17 protein-coding genes and 1 tRNA gene are annotated in these 22,323 nt (G+C 72.7%); 7 read left to right on the forward strand and 11 right to left on the reverse strand.

Annotation, left to right across the window (positions count from 1 at the left end):
- The first annotated feature begins 10 nt into the window (after window positions 1-10).
- The 3 genes from ACWC09_RS20020 to ACWC09_RS20030 are packed head-to-tail and all read left to right on the forward strand — an operon-like array spanning window position 11 to window position 7,572.
- Window positions 11-3,853: an FtsX-like permease family protein gene (locus tag ACWC09_RS20020; RefSeq protein ID WP_450851883.1), complete on the forward strand. Its 3,843-nt coding sequence runs from the start codon at window positions 11-13 to the stop codon at window positions 3,851-3,853.
- Window position 3,854: 1 nt separating this feature from the next.
- Complete coding sequence (locus ACWC09_RS20025) at window positions 3,855-6,572, forward strand: ABC transporter permease (RefSeq protein ID WP_450851884.1); 2,718 nt, start codon at window positions 3,855-3,857, stop codon at window positions 6,570-6,572.
- 43 nt (window positions 6,573-6,615) lie between these two features.
- Entirely contained in the window at window positions 6,616-7,572 is a 957-nt protein-coding gene (locus tag ACWC09_RS20030; RefSeq protein ID WP_450851885.1) for an ABC transporter ATP-binding protein, read from the forward strand.
- Window positions 7,573-7,578: 6 nt separating this feature from the next.
- Here the strand turns inward: ACWC09_RS20030 and ACWC09_RS20035 are convergent, their stop codons facing one another.
- The 9 genes from ACWC09_RS20035 to ACWC09_RS20075 form a co-directional block, all read right to left on the reverse strand.
- Window positions 7,579-8,256, reverse strand: coding sequence for a hypothetical protein (locus ACWC09_RS20035; RefSeq protein WP_450851886.1), 678 nt, complete (start codon window positions 8,254-8,256; stop codon window positions 7,579-7,581).
- The gene (locus ACWC09_RS20040; RefSeq protein WP_450851887.1) at window positions 8,253-8,663 is read right to left on the reverse strand and encodes an acyl-CoA thioesterase; all 411 of its coding nucleotides are present in this window, start codon (window positions 8,661-8,663) and stop codon (window positions 8,253-8,255) included. Before ACWC09_RS20040 ends, ACWC09_RS20035 begins: the two co-directional genes overlap by 4 nt.
- Before the next feature lie 6 nt (window positions 8,664-8,669).
- Window positions 8,670-10,334, reverse strand: coding sequence for an energy-dependent translational throttle protein EttA (gene ettA, locus ACWC09_RS20045; RefSeq protein ID WP_450851888.1), 1,665 nt, complete (start codon window positions 10,332-10,334; stop codon window positions 8,670-8,672).
- Window positions 10,335-10,827: 493 nt separating this feature from the next.
- A complete protein-coding gene (locus ACWC09_RS20050; protein ID WP_450851889.1) occupies window positions 10,828-11,049 on the reverse strand; it encodes a hypothetical protein in 222 nt (73 codons plus the stop codon).
- A 210-nt stretch (window positions 11,050-11,259) separates the two neighbouring features.
- Complete coding sequence (locus tag ACWC09_RS20055; protein WP_450851890.1) at window positions 11,260-11,661, reverse strand: hypothetical protein; 402 nt, start codon at window positions 11,659-11,661, stop codon at window positions 11,260-11,262.
- 104 nt (window positions 11,662-11,765) lie between these two features.
- Window positions 11,766-13,142, reverse strand: a complete 1,377-nt coding sequence (locus ACWC09_RS20060) for a Cys-Gln thioester bond-forming surface protein (protein WP_450851891.1) — start codon at window positions 13,140-13,142, stop codon at window positions 11,766-11,768.
- A 313-nt stretch (window positions 13,143-13,455) separates the two neighbouring features.
- Complete coding sequence (locus ACWC09_RS20065) at window positions 13,456-13,923, reverse strand: single-stranded DNA-binding protein (protein ID WP_450851892.1); 468 nt, start codon at window positions 13,921-13,923, stop codon at window positions 13,456-13,458.
- Window positions 13,924-14,175: 252 nt separating this feature from the next.
- A complete protein-coding gene (locus tag ACWC09_RS20070; protein ID WP_450851893.1) occupies window positions 14,176-16,080 on the reverse strand; it encodes a GTPase in 1,905 nt (634 codons plus the stop codon).
- A gap of 3 nt (window positions 16,081-16,083) precedes the next feature.
- Window positions 16,084-17,691 (reverse strand): dynamin family protein, encoded by a 1,608-nt coding sequence (locus ACWC09_RS20075; protein WP_450851894.1) that lies wholly within the window; start codon window positions 17,689-17,691, stop codon window positions 16,084-16,086.
- 321 nt (window positions 17,692-18,012) lie between these two features.
- Between ACWC09_RS20075 and ACWC09_RS20080 the strand changes: the two genes are divergently transcribed.
- From ACWC09_RS20080 to ACWC09_RS20090, 3 genes are all read left to right on the forward strand, one after another.
- A tRNA-Arg gene (locus tag ACWC09_RS20080) sits at window positions 18,013-18,085 on the forward strand.
- 211 nt (window positions 18,086-18,296) lie between these two features.
- Entirely contained in the window at window positions 18,297-18,566 is a 270-nt protein-coding gene (locus tag ACWC09_RS20085; protein WP_450851895.1) for a type II toxin-antitoxin system prevent-host-death family antitoxin, read from the forward strand.
- Window positions 18,556-19,014: a PIN domain-containing protein gene (locus tag ACWC09_RS20090; protein WP_450851896.1), complete on the forward strand. Its 459-nt coding sequence runs from the start codon at window positions 18,556-18,558 to the stop codon at window positions 19,012-19,014. Before ACWC09_RS20085 ends, ACWC09_RS20090 begins: the two co-directional genes overlap by 11 nt.
- 573 nt (window positions 19,015-19,587) lie before the next feature.
- Here the strand turns inward: ACWC09_RS20090 and ACWC09_RS20095 are convergent.
- The gene (locus ACWC09_RS20095; RefSeq protein WP_450851897.1) at window positions 19,588-19,851 is read right to left on the reverse strand and encodes a hypothetical protein; all 264 of its coding nucleotides are present in this window, start codon (window positions 19,849-19,851) and stop codon (window positions 19,588-19,590) included.
- 275 nt (window positions 19,852-20,126) lie between these two features.
- Here ACWC09_RS20095 and ACWC09_RS20100 point away from each other — a divergent pair, with 275 nt between their 5' ends.
- Window positions 20,127-21,086, forward strand: coding sequence for a D-2-hydroxyacid dehydrogenase family protein (locus ACWC09_RS20100; RefSeq protein ID WP_450851898.1), 960 nt, complete (start codon window positions 20,127-20,129; stop codon window positions 21,084-21,086).
- Window positions 21,087-21,177: 91 nt separating this feature from the next.
- Here the strand turns inward: ACWC09_RS20100 and ACWC09_RS20105 are convergent, their stop codons facing one another.
- Window positions 21,178-22,302: an MFS transporter gene (locus ACWC09_RS20105; RefSeq protein ID WP_450851899.1), complete on the reverse strand. Its 1,125-nt coding sequence runs from the start codon at window positions 22,300-22,302 to the stop codon at window positions 21,178-21,180.
- Window positions 22,303-22,323 lie beyond the last annotated feature (21 nt).

Here is a 22,323-nt window from a genome sequence, read left to right on the forward strand (position 1 = left end):
GGGGGTCGGGGTGACGGGGTTCGGCGCGGTCGCGAGGTTCGTCCTGCTGCGCGCCCGCGCGCACCGTCTGCTGCTCGCCGCCGCCCTGCTGACCGTCCTGCTGACGACGGCGGTCCTGGCCACGCTCACCGCCTACTCGGCCGCGATCGGCGACGCGGCCCTGCGCCACTCCCTGAAGGACCCGCAGAACGCCGCCGACAGCGCCCTGATCGTCAAGGCGGACGTCCCCGCGGCTGCGCGCACGGCCGCCGACAGCGTCGTACGACAGGGAGCGCGGCGCACGTTCGACGGGCTGCCGGTGACCGTGCGGACGCTGGTGCGGTCGGGTCCGTACGCCCTGCCGCGCTCCCTGCAGCCGCCGGCGAAACGCTCCGGGGACCCGGACCTGACGTATGTGGCGGCGCTGGATCCGACGCAGGTGCGGATCGTCGAGGGCCGGATGCCCCGCGAGGGTACCGGCGTCGAGGCGGCCCTCCCGCAGACCGCCGCCCGTCTCCTCGGCCTCAGACCCGGCGACCGCCTCACCCTCGCCGATCGGCTCGGCGGCCCGAAGGTGCGGGTCACGCTGACCGGCGTCTACCGCCCGACGGCGGCCGACGCACCCTACTGGCAGCTGGACGACCTCGGCGGCAGGGGCGTCAAGACGGTCGACTTCACGACGTACGGCCCCCTGCTGGCCTCCCCCGGCGTCCTGACCGGCGGCAGAGTGAGCGCCGGGCGGTCGGGCTGGCTGGCGTCGGCGGACTTCTCGACGCTGACGACGGACCGGATCGGCGAGCTGCGCGCCGCGGCCCGCGCGGGCGGCGCGGCCCTGCGCGAACAGCCCGTGCTCAGCGGCAGTACGGCCGCCGGCACCGACCTGCCCGACGTCCTGGACGGCATCGAACGCTCCCTCCTCGTCTCCCGTTCCACCCTGCTGATCGTCGCGCTGCAGCTCGGTCTGCTCGCGGGCTGTGCGCTGCTGCTGGTGGCCCGGCTGCTGAGCACCGAGCGCGAGGGCGAGACACGGGTGCTGCGGGCCCGGGGCGCCTCCCGTGCCCGGATCGCGGCGCTGGCGGCCCTGGAGGCGCTGTTCCTGGCCCTCCCCGCGGTGCTGTGCGCCCCGCTGCTGTCGGGGCCGCTGACCCGGCTGCTGGCCGGACAGGGGGCGCTGGCCCGGATCGGGCTGCACCTGGAGGTGCCGGCCGCCGGACGGCTCGGGGTGTGGCTGGTGGCGGCGGGCGTGGCGCTGGGGTGTGCGCTGGCGGTGACGCTGCCGGCACTGACGGCGGAGGGGTTCCGGCGGGGGCGTGGGAGGGCCGGGTCGGGCGCGGGGCTCCGACCGGGTCAGGCACGGGCGAAGGAAGGGTCCCGGCGAGGCCCAGCAGGGGCGACGGTGCTCGGGAGCCTCCGGCGGGGTCGCACCCGGCAGTCTCCCGATGCGGAGCGGCCCGGGACGAACGAGAGCCTCCGGCCAGGCCGGGCCGTAGCGCTGCCCGGCCCGGTGCGGGCGGGGGCGGACGAGACCTTCCGGCCGGATCGGGCCCCAGCACCGCCCGACCCGGAGCAACCCGGAACGGACGAGACCTTCCGGCCAGATCGCGCCCCAGCACCGCCCGACCCGGAGCAACCCGGAACGGACGAGACCTTCCGACCGGATCAGGCCCCAGCACCGCCCGGTTCGGCGCGGGCGGGGGCGGGGGCGGGGGCGGGGGCGGACGAGACATACCGGCCGGATCGCGCCCCAGCACCGCCCGACCCGGAGCAACCCGGAACGGACGAGACCTTCCGGCCGGATCAGGCCCCAGCACCGCCCGGTTCGGCGGGGGCGGGGGCGGGCCGGGGCGGGCACGGTCGGACCGGAGCGCGGCCCGGCCCGGGGCGGCTCGGGGCGGTCGGGGGATTCCGGCCGGGGCGGGTCAGAGCGCTGCCCGGTTCGGTGCGGGCGGGGGCGGATCTGGGGCTGTTGGCGGTCGCGGGGGTGGCGTACTGGCAGCTGGAGCGGCAGACGTCCGGTGCGGTGAGCGGGGACCGGTCGGGCGCGCTCGGCATCGACCCGCTGCTGGTCGCGGCGCCCGCGCTGGCCCTGCTGGCCGGCACGGTGCTGACCCTGCGGCTGCTCCCCCTGGTGGCGCGGCTGGCCGAGCGCCGGGCGGCCGGCGGGCGCGGGCTCACGGCGGCGCTGGCGGGCTGGCAGCTCAGCCGGCGTCCGATGCGTGGGGCGGGCCCGGTGCTGCTGCTGGTGCTGGCGGTCGCGCTCGGCATGCTGGCCATCGGCCAGGGTGCCTCCTGGAACCGCTCGCAGAACGACCAGGCCGACTTCGCCGCGGGCGCCCCGGTGCGCGTGCTCGGCGCCGGTGAAGGCGGCCTCGGCCGCACCGAGGCCTACGCGGCCGTCCCCCACGTACAGGAGGCCGCCCCCGCCGTCCGCACCGAGCTGCCGCTCTCCGGCGACCGTACGGCGGCCCTGCTGGCCCTCGACACCGGGCACGCGGCGGACACGATGCTGATGCGCCGGGACCTGGCGTCCGAGCCGGTACGCCCGCTGCTCGGCTCTCTCGGCCCGAGGACACCGACGGCCGGGGCGAGGGTGCCCGCGCACACAGCCCGGCTGCGGCTGACGGCGACCCTGCACAGCTCGCCGGGGTCGGACACGACGGCCGATGTGACGGTGACGCTGGAGGACCGGTACGGGACGCCGTACGAGGTACGGGCGGGGGAGCTGCCCGCCGACGGCCGTTCGCACGTACTGACCATGCCCGTGTCCCCCGACCCGCTGACGCTCACGGCCGTGCAGCTGGCCATGTCCCAGCCCGTCGGGCGGGGCGAACAACACCGGTTCGCCGTGGCCGAGTTGGCGGCGGTCGCCGCCGACGGGACCGTGAAGCGGCTTTCCCTGCCCACCCGTTGGACTGCGGACTCGCAGCTCGACGGGCAGGTGTCCGCGCCGGACGACCGGGCCCACCCCACCGAGCCGGTCGTCGGCCCGCCGCTGACGGTCCGGTACGACACGGGGTACGTGCCCACCGAGGAGATGTGGACCATCTCGACGCTGACGGTGCGGATACGGGTGGCGCAGCAGGCTCCGCCCGGGATCACGGCCGTCGCGACCGACCGGTTCCTCGCGGCGACGGGCGCGCGCACCGGGCAGCGGGTGGACGTGCCGATCGGCGGGCAGAGCGTGTCGGTGCGGATCACGCATGCGGTACGGGAGCTGCCGACGACCGGCGACGCGACCGGTGGCGCCCTCCTGGTGGACCTGCGGTCCGTGAACCGGGTCCTTCAGGCGCGGTACGGCCTGAGCGTCACACCGAACGAGTGGTGGCTGCGCACCGAGCCCGGCGAGTCGCCCCGGGTCGCCGCCGCCCTGCGGGCGCTGCCCGATCTGGATCCCTCGCAGGTGGTGGTGCGGGACGAGACGGCCGCGCGGCTGCGGGACGACGCGTTCGGCGCGGGCCCGGAGGCGGCGTTCGCGGCCGCGGCCGGGGTGGCGGCGGCGCTGGCCGCGGTCGGTTTCGCGGTGAGCGCGGCGGCGTCCCTGCGGGAGCGGGGTGCCGAACTCGCCGTACTGCGTGCCCTGGGCGCGCCACGCCGTCGGCTGGCCCGCATGATCGCCGTCGAGCAGGGGGCGCTGGCGGTGCTGGCGCTGCTCGTGGGCACGGTCCTGGGCGTGGTGCTGACGAGGGCGGTGATCCCGCTGATCGTGCTGACCTCCCGGGCGACGCGTCCGGTACCGGGGGTGCTGGTCGAACTGCCGGTGTCGGAGGCCGCCGCACTGCTGACCGTCGTGGCCCTCGCGCCGCTGCTGGTGACGGCATGGCTGTCCCTGCGCCGGACCGATCCGGCGGTTTCGCTGCGGGAAGGGGGTGAGTGACATGAGCCAGGTCCTCGCTCCCTGGGTGCGTACCCGGCTGCGCACCGCCCCCGGTGCCGCCTGCGCGCTGGCGTTGCTCGTGGTGCTCACCACATGTCTGGCGGCGGCGTTCCCGCGGGCCGTCGACCGGTACGAGGACGCGGGGCTGCGCGGTGCCGTGGAGCGGGCCCGGCCCGGCAGCACCAGCGTGGCCGTTGTCGCCGAGCAGCCCGACCTGTTGCTGCCGCAGCGCAAGCGGGAGGCCGCGCTGCGCCCCGACGTGCTGGGCGTCCAGTACGCGCAGGTCCGCGCCGCCGTCCCGGGCCCGCTGGTCGCCGACCGCGCCCAGTCGACGTACGGCGTGCGCACCACCGACCCGCTGAAGGTGCCGGATCCCTGGCTGCCCCGGCCGAGCGGACTGCCGGCGCGGATCGAGCTCGACGCCCAGGAGGGGCTGGCCGGGCACGCGACGGTCCGCTCCGGGCGCCTTCCCCGGGCCCGGGACCAGGTGACCGCCGCCACGCCCGAGGTGGAGGCCGCCGTGACCGTCGAGACGGCCGAGCACCTACACGTCAAGGTCGGTTCGGTGCTGCACGTACCCGGCGCGGGCCGTGGTCCCCTCGCCGTGCGGGTCACCGGCGTCGTCACCCCGCGCGTGCCGGACGGCGCCTACTGGTCCACGCACCCGTTGCTGCGCTCCCCCAGCCTGGTCCCGGTGCCGAACAGCGACAACGAGAAGTACTGGGTGGGCGCCCTGCTGCTCGCCCCCGAGGCGGCCCCCGCACTGCTGGGCACGGCCGGACTCTCCTGGCGCTACTGGCAGTTGGCCCCCGCTGCGGGGAGCCTGCACGCCTACGACCTGGACCGCGTCGAGGCCGCGGTGGCCTCCCTGGAGGGCGGTCCCGGCCTGCGCACCCTTCGCGCCGCGACCGCCCCGACGACGGACGTGAGCACCGACCTCGACGAGGTGCTCAAGGCCTACGGCGACCTGCGCGCCGGCGTCCGCCCCCTGGTCTCCGTCGCCGCCTTCGGCACCGGCACGGTCGCCGCCGTCGTCCTGCTGATGGCGGGCGGCCTCGCCACCGAGCGCCGCCGCGCCGAACTCGCCCTGCTCCGGGCCCGGGGCGCCTGGCTGCCCGGCCTCGCCGGACGCCTGCTCGCCGAGACTGCGGTGGTCGCACTCCCCGCGGGAGCCCTGGGCCTGGCTCTCGCCCTGCTCGCCCTCCCCGACGCCCGTACCGGCTACGCCGTCGCCGCGGCGGGGACGGTCACCGCGGCCGCCTGCGCGGCCCTGCCGCTGCGGGCGTCCGCCGCCCACCGGACGGTGCGGGTCCACGGCGGCCGGGAGGACATCGCCGCCGTACGGCCGTCCCGGCGCCGTACGGTCGCCGAGCTGACCCTGGTCGCCGTGACGCTGGGCGCGGTGGAGACCCTGCGCAGAAGGGGCACCTCCGGCTCGCCCGGCGACCAGCTGACCTCACTGGCCCCCGTACTGCTGGGTGTGGCGGCGGCCCTGCTGCTGGTCCGCCTCTATCCGCTGCCGCTGCGTGCTCTGGCCCGCCCCGCCGCCCGGCTGCGCGGCACCGTGGCCCACCTCTCCCTCGCCCGTGCCGGCCGCACCTCCGCCTCCGCGGCCCTGCCCCTGCTGGCCCTGCTGACCGCCCTCACCACGGCCGCCTTCGGCGGTTCCGTCCTGGCCGGCGTCCACGAGGCCCGCGACCAGGCCGCCCTCGTCGCCGTGGGCGCCGACGCCCGCTTCGAGACGACGGCACCACTGGCTTCGTGGCTGCCCGACCGGATCCGCCGGATGCCGGGCGTACGGGACCTCACGGCGGTGAGCCTCGACTACCGGGCGAAACCGCACGAGACCGGGGAGTCGGTGACGCTGGCGGGCGTGAGCCCGCGGGGCTACGCCGAGTTGGCCGACCGGACGGGGCTGGGACCCTTCCCGGAGAGTGCGTTGACACCCCCTCGCTCCGAAGGCGCACTGCCGGCCCTCGCCTCCCCCTCGGTCGCCTCGAGATACGGGACCCGGCCCTTCCCGATCCGTCTGTCGGACGACAGCAAGGTCACCGTCCGCATCACGGTGGTCCGTTCCCGCACGCCCGCCGTCTCCGGCGAGGACTTCCTGGTCGTCGACCGGGCGGCCCTGAGCGCCTCCGCGTCCACCCCCAACGCGCTGCTGATCACCGGATCCCGTCTGAACGGCCCCGCCCTGCGCCTGGCCTCGGGCAACCCGGCGGCGGTGCAACTGCGTTCCGAGGAACGGGCCCGCTACGTCGACTCACCCCTCCAGTCCGGCGCCGAACGCGTCTACACCGCCGCGGTGGCGGCGGGTGCGGGCTACGCCGTACTGGCCCTGCTGCTGTCCCTGCTCCGCGCGGCCCCCGAACGCGCCGCCCTGCTGGCGAGACTGCGCACCATGGGCCTGACCCGAGCCCAGGCCCGCCGCCTGCTGATCCTGGAATCCCTGCCGCAGGCGGCGTCGGCCGCGGCCGGCGGCGCCCTGACGGGCTGGGCGACGATCCGCCTCCTGTCCCCGGGAGTCGACCTGACGACACTCGCGCTGGCGACGGGGTCCGGGGCCACGGGGGAGGCCGTGCTACGGACGGACACGGTGTCCCTGGCGATACCGGCAGCGGCGGTCGTGCTGGTGACGGTGGGGGTGGCGGGGGTCCAGGCCTGGTGGACGGGGCGGCGGGGGGCGGTCGCGGAGTTGCGGGTGGGGGATGTGCGGTGAACGGGCGGGCGATGAACACGAGGCACAGTCAGGAGACCGATCGATGACCACGACCCACCCCACCCTCGCCGACCTCGCCCACCGCGCGACAACGGCCCGCAACCGCCCCGCCTACGGCCACGACGCCCTCATCACCTGCGACCGTCTGGTCCGCATCTTCACCACGGACGGCATAGAGGTCCAAGCCCTCCAAGGCCTCGACCTCCTCGTCCGCGAGGGCGAACTCATGGCTCTGGTGGGCGCGTCCGGCAGCGGCAAGTCCACTCTCATGAACATCCTCGCCGGCCTCGACACCCCCACCGCGGGCAGAGCCCGGGTGGCCGGCCACGACCTCCTCACGATGACCGCGAAGGACCGCCTCGCCTACCGCCGCACCACCATCGGCTTCGTCTGGCAGCAGACCTCCCGCAACCTCCTCCCCTACCTCACCGCGGCCCAGAACATCGCGCTCCCGATGCAGCTCGCCGGCGCCCAGAAACGCCGATCGCAGTCCGAACGCGTCCTGGAACTACTGGAGTTGCTGGACATCCCCGACTGCCGGGACCGCCGCCCGCACCAGCTGTCCGGCGGCCAGCAACAACGCGTGGCCGTCGCCGTGGCCCTCGCCAACGACCCCGCGGTCCTGCTCGCCGACGAACCCACCGGCGAACTCGACTCCCACACCGCGGAACAGGTCTTCGCCGCCTTCCGCACCGCCAACGAGCGTCTCGGCACCACCATCGTGATCGTCACCCACGACCAGGCGGTCGCCGGCGAGGTCCGCCGCACGGTCGCCATCCGTGACGGCCGTACCTCCACGGAGGTCCTGCGCCGCAGCGAGGTCGACGAGACGACCGGGCACGAGACGGTCGTCGCCCGCGAGTACGCCATGCTCGACCGCGCCGGCCGTCTTCAGCTCCCCGCCGAGTACACCGAGGCACTGGGCATGCGCGACCGCGTGGCCCTGGAACTGGAGCAGGACCACATCGCCGTATGGCCGGACGACAGCGAGGAAGGGTGAGACCGGTCAGCGCACGCTGACGTCCAACGCCCCAAGTCCCGCCCGCCGTACGGCAATCGACCCATAGGCGGTACGCAGCCGCAGCCACGCCCCCGACGAGAACAGCGCCGACTCCCCCGCGCTCTCCCCGCCCCGCAGGAACCCGAGCGACTGCGCCGCGTGCAGGGCCCGCACCGGGAGGTGGGTCTCCCCGACCGTCCGGGACCAGATCTCCCGCCCGATCGCGTCGAGTTCGGCTCTCGTACGCCGCTCAGGCGGCAACTCCTGCGTACGCGCCCGGAATTCGGCGACCGCCGCACCCACGGTCGCCCGCAGCTCGTCCGGCGCCGGCAGCCCCGGCACCGCCTGCCAGCCACCCCGCGGCGGCAGCACCCCCGCCCACGGCGGCCCGGTCACCGCCCCCGGCACGGCGGCCGTCGCGGCCGACTCGTCGACGGACTCCAGCAACTCCCCGGCGGACACGGTCACATCGAGGGTGACGTCGAGACCGTTCTCGTACGGCTTGGCGAGTCGTGCCGCACGGATCGCCAGCACCTCGAAGGACGGCGGCCGCCCGAAGACGGCGAGCGCGGTGCCGGCCGCCTGCAGCCGGACCGCCGCCGAACGGTCGTAGTGGAGCAGCCGGGAGAGGAAGGCCGCGAGGTCCGCCGCCTCCCCCTCGTCGGCGAGGTGGAGCACCGTCATGCGGCGACGGCCTCCTCCTCGTCGTCCATGTACCCCTGGAGGAACTCGCGTTCCTCGTCGGTGATCCGGCGCGGCCGCTGCGCCTCGAAGTCGAACGGCACGACCACCGTCGAGGCCCGTACATAGACCTGGTCCTCGTCCTTCACCTCGCAGGTGATGGTGAAGGAAGCGGCCCGTATCTGCGTGATCCACAGCTCGATGTCCACCGGGTGGTGCCGGTGGACGAGCTGCCGCTTGTAGTCGATCTCGTGCCGCGCCACCACCGACCCCTGCTGGAAGTCCTTCTCCGGACGGAAGAGGAAGTCGATACGGGCCTCCTCCAGGTAACGGACGAACACGGCGTTGTTGACGTGGCCATACGCGTCCATGTCCGACCAGCGGAGGGGGCAGCGGTAGATGTGACGCAAGATCGATCAGCCCCGAGTCAGCTTCTTGTAGGTGGCACGGTGCGGACGGGCGGCATCCGGCCCCAGCCGCTCGATCTTGTTCTTCTCGTACGACTCGAAGTTGCCCTCGAACCAGAACCACTTGGAGTCGCCCTCGTAGGCGAGGATGTGCGTGGCCACTCGGTCGAGGAACCACCGGTCGTGGGAGACGACCACGGCCGCGCCCGGGAACTCCAGCAGCGCGTTCTCGAGGCTCGACAGCGTCTCGACGTCGAGGTCGTTCGTCGGCTCGTCGAGGAGCAGCAGGTTGCCGCCCTGCTTGAGGGTGAGCGCCAGGTTGAGCCGGTTGCGCTCACCGCCGGAGAGCACACCGGCCGGCTTCTGCTGGTCCGGGCCCTTGAAGCCGAAGGCGGAGACGTAGGCGCGGCTCGGCATCTCGACCTGACCCACATTGATGTAGTCGAGCTCGTCGGAGACGACCGCCCACAGGGTCTTCTTCGGATCGATGTTCGCCCGGCTCTGGTCGACGTACGAGATCTTGACGGTCTCGCCGACCTTGATGCTGCCGGAGTCCGGGGTCTCGAGGCCCTGGATCATCTTGAAGAGGGTGGTCTTGCCGGCGCCGTTCGGGCCGATGACCCCGACGATGCCGTTGCGAGGCAGCGTGAAGCTCAGGTCATCGATCAGCACCTTGTCGCCGAAGCCCTTGGTGAGGTTGGCGACCTCGACGACGATGCTCCCGAGCCGCGGGCCCGGCGGGATCTGGATCTCCTCGAAGTCCAGCTTCCGCATCTTGTCGGCCTCGGCGGCCATCTCCTCGTAGCGGGCGAGGCGGGCCTTGGACTTGGCCTGACGCCCCTTGGCGTTGGACCGCACCCACTCCAGCTCTTCCTTGAGCCGCTTCTGCCGCTTCGCGTCCTTCTGGCCCTCGACCTTGAGACGGGTGGTCTTGGTCTCCAGGTACTTGGAGTAGTTGCCCTCGTAGCCGTGGAGGCGGCCGCGGTCGACCTCGCAGATCCAGCCGGCGACATTGTCGAGGAAGTACCGGTCGTGGGTGACGGCCACGATGGTGCCCTCGTACTTGGCGAGGTGCTGCTCCAGCCAGTTCACCGACTCGGCGTCGAGGTGGTTGGTGGGCTCGTCGAGGAGCAGCAGGTCGGGGGCCTCCAGCAGCAGCTTGCACAGCGCCACGCGCCGCTTCTCACCACCGGAGAGGTTGGTGACGGGCCAGTCGCCGGGCGGGCAGCCGAGCGCGTCCATGGCCTGCTCGAGCTGGGCGTCGAGGTCCCAGGCGTTCGCGTGGTCCAGCTCCTCCTGCAGCTTGCCCATCTCGTCGAGCAGCGCGTCGGAGTAGTCGGTCGCCATCAGCTCGGCGATCTCGTTGAACCGGTCGAGCTTGCCCTTGACCTCGCCGACGCCCTCCTGGACGTTCTCCAGGACGGTCTTCTCCTCGTTGAGGGGCGGCTCCTGGAGGAGGATGCCGACGGTGTACCCCGGCGAGAGGAACGCGTCACCGTTCGACGGCTGCTCAAGGCCCGCCATGATCTTCAGAATGGTCGACTTACCGGCTCCGTTCGGGCCGACCACACCGATCTTCGCGCCGGGCAGGAAGTTCAGCGAGACGTCATCAAGGATGACCTTGTCGCCGATTGCCTTGCGCGTTTTGCGCATGGTGTAGATGTACTCAGCCAAGAGAAACCGTCCGGCAGCTTGAAATCTGGCAGTGGGCAGATACACCCCATCTTGCCCGACCGCCACCCCTGGGGGGAAACCCATATGACCGAGCGCCTCTGACCTGGGGTTTCTCCGTCGGCTGCGGAAGCTCGCGTTCGCCCGCCGCCCCCCGGCCGGGCCGGGGGGATGAACCGTACGCGCTGCCGGCCTCACTGATCGAGCGCGACAGCCACTAGCCCACCAGGCACCTCGACCTGCGCCGCTAGGCGGCCCGGGGCCGCGCCGCACGTGCGCCCGGGGCGGGCTCGGGCGCGTCCTCGGACCAGAGGGTCTCGTCTTCTCCGAAGTCCGGAGCCTGGAAGGGTGTTGTCGTCGGAGGTGGCGATACTGCGGCGGAACGGCAGGGTTGCCCTTCCGGGGCGGAGAACAGCGACGTCGCGTCGATGAGGGGTCTGCCTTTCGTTACAGGTCCCTGATGGGGCCTGGCGTGCCGTGACCGGGCACAGCGGTCCTAGAGCTTGGTCATCTTGGCGTACGGGCTCAAGATCCGCATCTGTGTCGAGCCGAAATCCACGAGCGCCGCGATTCCGTCCTCGATGCCGACCACCCGGCCGAGGCCGTACACGTCATGGGTGACCTGATCGCCCATGGCGAAGTGCTTGGGAGCCGGTGGGACCGGGGCCTTGAAGGGACTGGTAGGCAAGTGACGCTTCGGTGCCGCAGGCTTAGTCATGACTCAGTATGAGCCCACGCGCATCCTGCTCGCTGTGGCCGTCGGCACAAATCCGGGCGGTAACAACTGCGTCACGCCCCTGACCTGGTGTTTCAAGACCAGGCGAGTCGGAACTCGACGGTAAATCTTCTCGCCGGACCGTGACTGACCTCCGCTTCGGCCACGGCTGGGGCGCCACAGCCGCTCACGGCTGGCGGAGTTCCGGCAGGTCTACCGGCGCCGAGTACGCGGCGGTCGCTGTGCCAGCAGGAGAGCGCACACCGCCACTCCTCCCGCCACCCCCACGACCCCTGCCGAGCGGAAGGCCCGTGTCGAGCGCCAGGACAGGATCGACCAGCGGGACTGGGCGGAGAGGAGGGAGCCTGTGCTCAGCCAGGAGCCGGCCGAGATCAGGGACAGGGCCGAGCCGATGGAACCGACGGAGAGCGTGCTGCCCACCGATGCGACGGACAGGGCCGAGCCCACCGAGCCGATGGACAGGACCGACCCCACCGAGCCGATCGACAGCACCGAGTCGTGCGACCACAGGGACAGCACGGAGTCCGAGCAGCTGTCCCGGGCCGGCGAGGCCGGCGACGCGGAGGACGTGGAGGGTGCGGTCGACTCGGTCATGGAACCATCCTGCCGTCGGTCTCACCACGCCGCACCCCCGCGCAGGCAATTCCCTTGCCACGACTCGCTGTTGAGTCGCCCAGGAGCGGGCCCCGCCTGCTGTCTCAGCCCCGCGTCCGCGCCTCCTCCTTCTTGCGGACCACGATCAGCGCCGCCCCGCCGATCACCACGAAACCGATGGCGACGCCCGCGATCAGCGGGGTCGTGCTGGAGCCGCCGGTCTCGGCGAGGTTGGTGTCGTCGGCCGTACCGCCCACTGTGGCCGGGCTCGGCTCGCTGAGGGTCTGGACCGCGTCGCCGCCGCTCTCGCTGCCCTGCGTCTCGCAGTCGAGGATGCCGGTGAAGCGCTGGTCGAGTCCGTTCGGGCCCGTGATGGTGAAGTCGTAGGGCTGATCCTCCTGCAAGGGGATCGTCACCGTGTGCGACTCCCCGGCCGGGATGTTGTAGTCGCTCCCCATCAGGGAGAACGTGAACGCTTCGTCGCCCTGGTTGGCCGCGGTGATGTCGACGCCGCTCCTGGCGCAGTTCTTCGCCGCGGACAGCGCCGGTATGGCCCCCTTCTTCGCCCAGGTCGCACTCGCCGTCGCCGAGACCGTGGACTCGCTGGAGCCGGCCAGGATCTGCGTCTGGCTGCGGCTCTCGGAGGCGAAGGCCCGGCCGACCGGCACCGTGGTCGAGGCCTGCACGGTCAGCTCGGCCGAGCCGGCCGCCGCGTCCTCGGGGACGTCGAAGAAGACCTGGCTGCCGTCGGCCGCGGTGGTCAGGGGCTTACCGTCCTTGCCGACGATCCGCACGCCCGTGGTGGCCGCGTCGGCCGGCGGGGTCAGCGTCACGCCGGCCGCGTTGGTGTGCACGGTCACCGGGCCGAGCAGCTCACCGGGGTGACCGGAGACCGCGGGCTGGTCGAGCGTCAGCGAGGCCTTGGGCTCCGCCACGTCGACGGCGCTCTTCTGGAGGTAGTCCGCGAGCTTCTCGGCCTGCGGGTCGACGGCGTCGATGTCCGCCCCGTCCGAGTAGCGCCAGATGGCCACCTGGGTGCCGGCCGCCGCGTCCTGCTCGGTCAGGCCGCCCTGGACACCCGCCTTGGCGGCGAGTGCCGCGAGGTCGTTGACCTGCGGGTAGGAGTTCTCCAGGATCCAACGGATCCTGCCGGCGTCCTTGTTGGCGCCCAGCGAGGTCCCGCTCCACGGGGTCTCGTGGTACCGGGCGTCCCGCTGGGTGGGGTTGTGCAGGTCGACGCAGTACGTCTGCAGGGTGCCGCCGCCGTCGACGGACATCTCGAACAGGCCGGCCGAGACCTGCTGGTCCCCGGCGGTCCGGTCGTGGATCACGGCGGCGCCGTACGTCTTGAGCCCGCCTATGGTGGCGGTCGCCCCGCCCTGGGTCTGTGTCGTCTCCTCGGCGACGGCCGTACCGGCGCCGGTCAGCGCACCGGCCGCCACGAGCCCGGAGACCACCAGCGCGGAGGCGAGCCGGGCCACGGCCCCTCGCCTGCGCGCGCAGAGCGCAGAGAACGAAGCAAACACACATTCCCCTTCGAGCAGGACCCGTTGAAGTGGGGGGTACGGTCCCACCAGCAGAATCGGCAGCCCCGGGCGTCCCGGGAGCCATGCCCGGCATCCTAGGGATCCGTCGCGCCGTGCTTGACAAGTCGGATGATCGGACGGCCGATCCGACTCGGAATCGTTATCGCCAAACGGCCCCCGAGCAGGGCTTATCGACAAATCCACCGGGTCGTTCGGGATGCATTCGTCGATAAGCCGCAGTCCGGTCAGGTCGGGGCAGGATCTGACATCACGTCACCGCAGCGGGTTCCAGCTCCTGTTGGGCCCCTTCGATGTCCGAACCCCCGGGCGGAGTCTCCCAGTTGGGTTCGGGTTGCTGTGCCGCGGCGGTCGGCTCCGTCCTGGCCGCCCGTCGGAAGGCCGACGTACCACGCGACAGATCGTGGCCGATGGCCATCGCGTCGAGGTCCGCCGAGGTCCAGTTCTGCCCCTCGCGCACTTCGGAGCGCACCTTGAGCCGGCCCTGGACCATCACCGGGTCGCCCACGTTGAGTGAGGCCGCCACGTTCGTGGCCAGCTGGCGGTTGGCCCACACCGTGAAGAAGTTGGTGTGGCCGTCGGTCCAGACGTTCTTCTCCCGGTCCAGGTAGCGCACGGTCACCGCGAGCCGGAACCGGGCCGAGGGGCCCGAGACCAGCTCCCGGAACACCGGCCGGGTCGCCACGTTGCCCACGGCGCAGATGATCGTCTCGTTCATCGCGTATCCCTCCCTGACACGCGTACGGGCCCGTCCCGTACGGCTGCGTCTGCCGCCGCGGCCGCACGCCTCGCGCACCGCCGCCGCCGCGCCGACCGCGCCTTCGCGGTCGCCGCACCGCCAGACTGCCTCCGTCGGGCCGAGCCCGCCGAGCCCTGTGGATCACCCACCGCCTGTGGACAACTCCGTCACCCGGACGAGTGAGTCACCGTCATGATCCGATTCACCTGCCCGCGACCCCCGCGCCGTGGTTCACCGCGCCGTCGCCCCCACCCCCGCAACCCGCCCGAACTGCTCCCGGACCTCCCGGTACCGCAGCAGCTCGGCCGCCACCGGATCCAGCACCCGGGCCCGCCCGCACCCGGCCGCCGCCTCCCTGAGCCGACGTTCCGCGTCCGTGCCGTACCGCCGCGCGGGCCCCCGCGCCGCCATCCGGCAGCTCCACTCGATCAGCGGGCCGCCGACGATGCCGATCATCATCAGCAGCACCGGCACGCCGAGGTTCGGTGCCATGAACCCGATGATCTGCCCCAACAGCCACAGTCCGCCCACCACTTGGAGGATGGTCATGGCGGCCTGGGACAGCACGGCGGCCGGCCACCAGCCGGGCCGCGGCGGCCGGCCCGGCGGCAGTCCGGCCCGCGCCGCCAGTTCGTCGAGCGCCTCGGGCAGTCCCTGCGATCCCCGTACGGCCGCCTCGCGCACCGCCTGTGCCCATGGCGTCGGCAGCCCGGCCGAGGCCCGGTCGGCCAGCGTCCGCACCGCCTGCTCGACGCGCTGCCGCGCCGTGGCCTCCTCGTCGGCCTGGGCGCGCAACGGCAGCCGTCTCGTGGGCGGTTCGTACCGGTCCTGGTACCACCGCCACAGCCGCAGCCACGGCGTCCCGCACGCGCGGTTGGCGTTGCGCAGCCACGCGCGCTCGGCCGCCTCGCCGGCCGCCGTGGCACCGACCGCGTCCGCGAGCCGGGCGGCGAACTCGTCCCGGGCCTCCTCGCTCAGCCCGGTCCGCCGCCGGGTGGCGTACACGGGCCACAGCCCGACCGCGGCGGCGTCCACGTCGGCCGAGATCCGCCGCGCCGGAGCGCTTCGCTCGGTCACGAACTGACCGAGCGCCTCCCGCAGTTCCCCGAGGCCGTCCCCGGTGAGCGCGGACAGCGCGAGCACGGTGGCGCCCGGTTCGCCGTACTCGCCGAGCGCGATCCCGTCCTCGTCGAGCAGCCGCCGCAGGTCGTCGAGTACCTGGTCGGTGGCCTCGCCGGGCAGCCGGTCGGTCTGGTTGAGGACGACGAACATGACCTCCGCGTGTCCGGCCATCGGCCGCAGATAGCGCTCGTGCAGGACCGCGTCCGCGTACTTCTCGGGGTCGACGACCCAGATGACCGCGTCGACGAGCGCCAGAATGCGGTCCACGTGCTCGCGGTGCTGTACGGCGGCCGAGTCGTGGTCGGGCAGGTCGACCAGGACGAGGCCGCGCAACTGGGCCTCCGCCTCGGCGTTCTGGAGGGGGCGCCGGCGCAGCCGGGGCGGGATGCCGAGCCGCTCGATGAGACTCGCCGCCCCGTCGCTCCAACTGCACGCGATGGGCGCGGCCGTGGTGGGCCGTCGTACACCCGTCTCCGAGATCGTCACCCCGGCGAGCGCGTTGAACAGCTGCGACTTGCCGCTGCCGGTCGCGCCCGCGATGGCGACGACGGTGTGCTGCCCGGACAGCCTGCGCCGCGCCGCCGCCTCGTCCAGCACCCGCCCGGCCTCGGCGAGCGTCCGGCTGTCGAGCCGGGTGCGGGAGAGCCCGACCAGCTCCCGCAGCGCGTCCAGCCGCGAGCGCAGGGCTCCGTCGTAGGCGAGCGGGGCCGCGTGCTCGGCGCTGTGCGACCGGATCTCCACGGCGGCCACCGGCTCGGCGGTGCCTTCGGTCACGCGCCGGGCGATGAGCCCGTCGTCCCAGGGGTCCGAGGAGTCCGTACGGTCATGGGCGTCGCCGTTCTCCACGCGCGTGTGGTCGTCACGCCTGCCGTCCTCGCGAGTGCCCTCCTCAGGCAGGTCACTTCCGGAGTCGCTCTCCTCGGGGAGGCGGTTCTCGCTGTCGTCGTTCTCGGTCACCGTGTCCCCCGCGTGGTCGGCGTGCTCGGTGTGGTCCTGGTCAGTGACGGCGGTCACCGGTCACCTCTCCTTCTGCAGTACGGACAGCGCGGCGATGAGCTCGGCCTGGGGTTCGGGATGGATGTCGAGGCCCTCGAGCGGGGCGAGCCGACGCTCGCGCTCGGTGTGCATCACCCGGTCCACGTGCTCGGCGAGCAGCCGCCCGCCCCGGTCGCGCAGCCGCAGCGCCCCGTGCGCGCCGATCCGCTCGGCGAGCCCCTCACCGGCCGAACGCGCCCGGCGTCCGCCCAGCAGCGCGGTGGCGACGAGGGCGGCGATCACCTCGGGGTCGACGGCGACACCGCGGTCGAGGCCGCGCGCCTCGTCCTCGGCGTACTCCTCGAGCTCCCGCCGCCACCGCCGTACGGCCATCCCGATGCGGTGCTCGGCGCTCTCCAGGGACGGATCGCGCCCGTCGAGCTCCGGGGCGCCCGCCGCGGGTTCGCGCCGCCAGGCCTCGTCGACACGCTCGTCGGCGGCGGTGACGGCGCACAGCAGCAGCGCGGCGAAGCTCTCCGTGAGCGCGTCGAGCAGCTCACCGGCGGCGCAGTCGAGCGGAAACGCCCGCCACCGCTTCAGCGCGTCGCCGGCGAGTACGGCACCTGCCTGCAACCGCCCCCGTACGCGCGCGTGCTCGCTGTCGTACGCCCCCTCGACGGCGGAGGTGAGCCGCAGAGCGGCCGCGTACTGCGCGGCGGCGGCACTGGCGAGTTCGGGCATCCGTGCCTTCAGGGAGTTGAGCACCCCGTAGGCCGTACGGGCCATGGCGTGCTGCCGCGCGCCCGGGTCCTGGGCCAGATGGACGAGCCAGGTCCGCAGCGGGGCCACCGCGGTGGCCGGCAGCAGCCCGCCGCCCCAGGCGGACTCGGGCAGTTCGGGCACGGTGAAGCGGGGTACGTCGCCGAGGCCGGCCTTGGTGAGAAGCGCCCCGTACTGCCGGGACACTTCGGAGACGACCTGGTGCGGCACCCGGTCGAGCACCGTCACGAGAGTGGCGTCGTACTCCTTGGCGGTGCGCAGCAGATGCCAGGGGACGGCGTCGGCGTAGCGGGCGGCGGTGGTGACCATGACCCAGATGTCGGCGGCGCAGACGAGTTCGGCCGCCAGGACGCGGTTGTCGGCGACCAGGGAGTCGACGTCGGGGGCGTCGAGCAGGGCGAGGCCGCGCGGCAGCGTCTCGGCGGTCTCGACGCGGAGCACGCGCGCGGGGTCCTCCCCGGGCAGCAACAGGTCGTCCGCCGCGTCCTGATGAGGGACCCACACGCGGGTGAGGTCGGGCAGTACGCGCATTCCGCTGAACCAGTGATGGTCCTCCGGATGGCAGACCAGCACGGGCGTCCGCGTGGTCGGCCGCAGCACGCCCGCCTCGCTGACCCGGCGCCCGACAAGGGAGTTGACGAGGGTCGACTTGCCGGCGCCGGTCGATCCGCCCACCACCGCCAGCAAAGGCGCTTCGGGTTCTCTCAACCGGGGCACCAAGTAGTCGTCGAGCTGGGCGAGCAGTTCGTCGCGGTTGGCACGCGCGCGTGGAGCTCCCGCCAGGGGCAGCGGGAAGCGTGCGGCGGCGACACGGTCGCGCAGGGCGGAGAGTGCGTCGAGCAGCTGAGGCCGTACGTCCAAGGTCACCACATGCGAAGAATGCCCAATTTTAAGGGATTTCTGAAGCATATGAGCATGTCTGCGCGCCGACAGGACACAAGGGACGGAAGGGATGACTGGGACGCAGGCACAGTCCAGGCATAACGAGTGCACAACACCCGGTGCGCAAGGGCCCAAAAGCGATGCACGATTCGTACCTGCCTGCGATTATCAGGACCGCTTCACCGAACCTCCACATCGAGCCACGGAGGCGAAGCAACAGGGACAAGGACGCGGGAGCCCTATCCTTGTCCCCGGCAACGTCACGGATCGGCCCACACCCGGGCACCCACGACAGAGGCCACACACCCGGCCCCCGTAGCTCAGTGGATAGAGCAGGCGCCTTCTAAGCGCTTGGCCGCAGGTTCGAGTCCTGCCGGGGGCGCACACAGCCTCTCACCTGGGGAAACACGTGAGGGGCTCTTTCATGTCCGGGTGCAGATCGCTCAATGAGCAGGTATGAGCAGGCGCGTTCACCCCTCCACGATCCGAGCTCAGACAGACCCTGCATCGCGGCGACGACGTCCCTCGTCAGGGAATCCACACCGGAATCACGATGTAGCACCGGGTAGCACACCTTCGCTATCGTGGACAGCATGACAGCGCAGCCGGAGATCACTCAGCGCGATCTGCGCACCCGTTCCAAAGAGATCATGGACGCCGTCCAGGGAGGGCAGGCGTTCACTGTCACTCGCGACGGGCACCGTGTCGGCGAGCTCGTCCCGCTCCGCCGCCGTCGCCGCTTCGTTCCCCGTGCCGAGTTCGCGGCCATGTCACGCACGGCCCCTGACATCTCGCTGGACGCCTTCCGCGACGACCAGGACGCCGTCGTCGAGCAGGAGTTGGACGACCCGTATGCCCGTTGAGCACGAGCAAGGCCTGCTCGACACCAACATCATGATCCTGCGCAAGTGGATCAACGCCGACGAACTGCCCGCCGAGATGGCCATCAGCACCATCACCCTCGCGGAACTCTCCGCAGGCCCTCACCAAGTACGCGGCAGCGACGAGCAGAGCGACTACGACGAACACGCCGAACGCGCCCGCCGCATGGACGTCCTGCAGCGCGCGGAGAACGAATTCGACCCCATCCCCTTCGACGTGGAAGCGGCCCGCCTCTACGGCAGAATCTGCGCTGCCGTCGTCTCCGCAGGCCGCAAGCCTCGTCGCCGAGCGGCCGACCTGATGATCGCCGCCATCGCGGCCGCCGAGGAGCTCCCCCTCTTCACCACCAACCCCGACGACTTCAAGGGCCTCGACAGCTTGATCACCATTGTGCCCGTGACGCGGCCCGAGATCCTGCACGACCGGTAGCACCCCGTCCGGGCGACCGCCAGGCGGGGCCGTATCGATCGCCCGACGTCGGCGACCCATGCGCTCCCGCGTCCGGAGTACCGGAGGGGCCCTGTCCGCGACTCCGGCGCCATGCCGAGCCGGGGCAGTTCCCGGCCGATGACCGCAGTAGGTGACAGCAAGCGCCTTGACGGTTTTCGTTCCTGCGCGACCTGCAAACACGCAGGTGAGCACATCGCTCAACCCCTGACTCCTTCTCAGCGCCTGGCCGCCCACGCCATCCGACACGAAGCCGATCACATCCTGCACTGGTCACGCTGACGCCGCCGCCAACACCGTGCCCGCCTCAGCCACTACCGCCGCCGAGGCCACGGCGACGGCGTTCAGGACCTCGTAGCCCGCCTGAGCGGTAAGCTCTGGCTCTACCCGGGCGACGGCTACGGCGCGGTCAACGTCGACCGACGCCAGGAGATCTACCTCCCGACGGGCGCTCCCGCGCACGACGAGCCGGCGGGCTGAGGCCGCGCGCTGTTCCTGCCGCGCCGCGCGCCGTTTCCGCTGCACGAGGCGACCCCGCCGCAGTCGGCCGCCGTCTCAGCGGGAGCCGTCGCCGACCGGCTTCTCCTGCGCGCCCGCGCGCTCACGGGACGCCGTGTGCAGACACCAGGCGAGGTCGCCGACCAGCGTCCCGGCGGCCACGGCCCCGGCGATCAGCCCGGCCGTGAGCAGCGCGTCGCCGACATACCGTCGCCCGTCGAGGACGTAGAAGGCGAAACCGAGCGGCAGCAGCACCATCGCGGCCGCGGCCGGCACCCCGGTGACGAGCATCGCCCGCACGGACCTGAAGCGACCCACCATGTCTCTCCCCCGATGGCCGATGGACACGCTGTACGGGTTGGGGAGTGTAACGGTTGTCGGCTTGCGCAACCCTCGAAGTCCCGGCGGCCGGGATCCGCCCTGGGTACGGTGACCGGGCCGGTCTTCGAACCCGGCCCGCTCCCGACGTGACGAAAGGCACGGAACATGCGCCGAGTTCGGCCCCCAGGGCCCCCGACGACCCAGCCCGGCTGGGCCACCGACCTCATGCGTGACTATTACTGACCGGACCGACACGTCTACGGAAGGGACCCGCCGTGCGGCTGCGCTGCGCTGTGCTCGACGACTACCAGCGGGTGGCGACGGAACTGGCCGACTGGTCGCCCGTGGCCGACGAGGTGGAGGTGACGTCCTTCGCCGAGCACTTCGCCACTCAGGACGAACTGGCCGCCGCCCTCGCCGACTTCGACATCGTGGTCACCCTGCGCGAGCGCGTGCCCTTCCCCGCCTCACTGCTCACCCGTCTCCCCCGGCTGAAGCTGCTCGTCGCGTCCGGCATGCGCAACAGCGTCATCGACTTCGCCGCCGCCGAGGCGCACGGCGTCACCGTGTGCGGCACGGCGAGCGCCTCGACCCCGCCCGTCGAACTGACCTGGGCACTGTTGCTGGGGTTGGCCCGCGGACTCGTCGAGGAGAGCACCGCCCTGCGCTCCGGCGGCCCCTGGCAGCAGATGGTCGGCGCCGACCTGCACGGCCGCCGGCTCGGGCTGCTCGGCCTCGGCAGGATCGGCAGCCGGGTGGCGCATGTCGGCCTCGCCTTCGGCATGCACGTCAGCGCCTGGAGCCAGAACCTGACCAAGGAGTACACCGACGAGGTGGGCGTCGAACTCGCCGCATCCAAGGAGGAGTTGCTGGCAGACAGCGACTTCGTCTCGGTCCACCTGGCCCTGAGCGACCGCACCCGCGGGCTGCTCGGCCCCGCCGAACTCGCCCTGCTGAGGCCCACCGCCTATCTGGTCAACACCTCCCGCGCCGCGATCGTCGACCAGGACGCCCTGCTCGCCGCCCTGCACGAGGGCCGTATCGCCGGGGCGGGCGTGGACGTCTTCGACGTCGAGCCCCTGCCCGCCGACCATCCGATGCGCACCGCGCCCCGCCTGCTGGCCACGCCCCACCTCGGCTATGTGTCGCGGGCGAACTACGAGACGTACTACGGACAGGCCGTCGAGGACATCCGGGCCTTCCTCGACGGGGAGCCGGTACGGCGGCTGGGCTGAAAGCGTGCCCATGTGGTCGGCAGCCGGCAACGCACGCCGGCCGTCCACGTGACCAGTCCGTGGGAGCCGAGCGCGGCGGCCCCGGCCGCGCTCACCGCGTGTCGGCGCGGGCCAGCCGTGGCAGGGCGAGGGCGACCGTCGCGGCGGCGAGCACGGCCGCCACGCACGGCACGGCGTAGCCCGTCGAGGCCCCCGCCGCGTCGACCACCCACCCGGACACGGCGTAGCCCAGCGCCACCCCGACGGACAGGCCCGAGACGATCCAGGTGATGCTCTCGGTGAGCCGGGCGGCCGGCGCCTGGCGGCTCACCAGCCCCATCGTGGTGATCAGGGCCGGCGCGAGGGACATTCCCGCCACCAACAGCATCACCGCCAGCGCCGCGAGACCCGGCGCGAACAACAGCGGGGCCGCGGTCACCGCCATCGCACAGAGGCTGACCAGCAACTGTCGCGTGATCGCCCCCCGTGGCCTGACCGCGCCGAAGACCGTGCCCGCCAGGCCCGAGCCGAGCGCGTACACACCCAGCAGCACACCGGACAGCGCCTTGTGGTGGTGTGCGCCGGCGAACGCCACCGTCACGACCTCCACCGAACCGTAGGACGCACCCACCGACGTCACCGTCAGCACCAGCAGGCCGAGCCCAGGGACGCGCAGCGCCCAGCCCCCGGAGCGGTGCGGCTCGGCGCGCACCGGCGGTTCCGTACGCCGCTGGGCGGCGAACAGCACGACGCCGACGGCGAGCAGGACCGCGGCGGTCAACAGCCCGGCCGCGGCCCAGGCACCGGTCGACAGTGTGATCGCCAGGATCGGGCCGACGACGTAGATCACCTCGTCGAGCACCGACTCCAGCGAGTACGCGGTGTGCAGCAGCCGCGGTGACTCCCGGTGGACCTCGGCCCAGCGGGACCTGACGAGCGCGCCCATGCTGGGCATGCAGCCCGCTACCGCCGCCGCGGCGTACAGCGTCCAGTCCGGGGCGGCGTACCGGGCGCACAGCACCAGCACACAGATGGCGGCGACCGTCACGGCCGTCGCCGGGAGGATGACCCGATGCTGGCCGTGCCGGTCGACCAGCCGGGAGATCTGCGGTCCGATCGCTGCGGCGGCGAGCGCCTGCGTGGCGGAGACCGAGCCCGCGAGCCAGTACGCACCGCCGAACTGCGACAGCATGGTGACGATGCCGACGCCGATCATCGACAGCGGAACGCGTGACACAAACCCTGCGGCGGAGAAGGG

The sequence above is a fragment of the Streptomyces sp. NPDC001617 genome, from assembly GCF_053596855.1.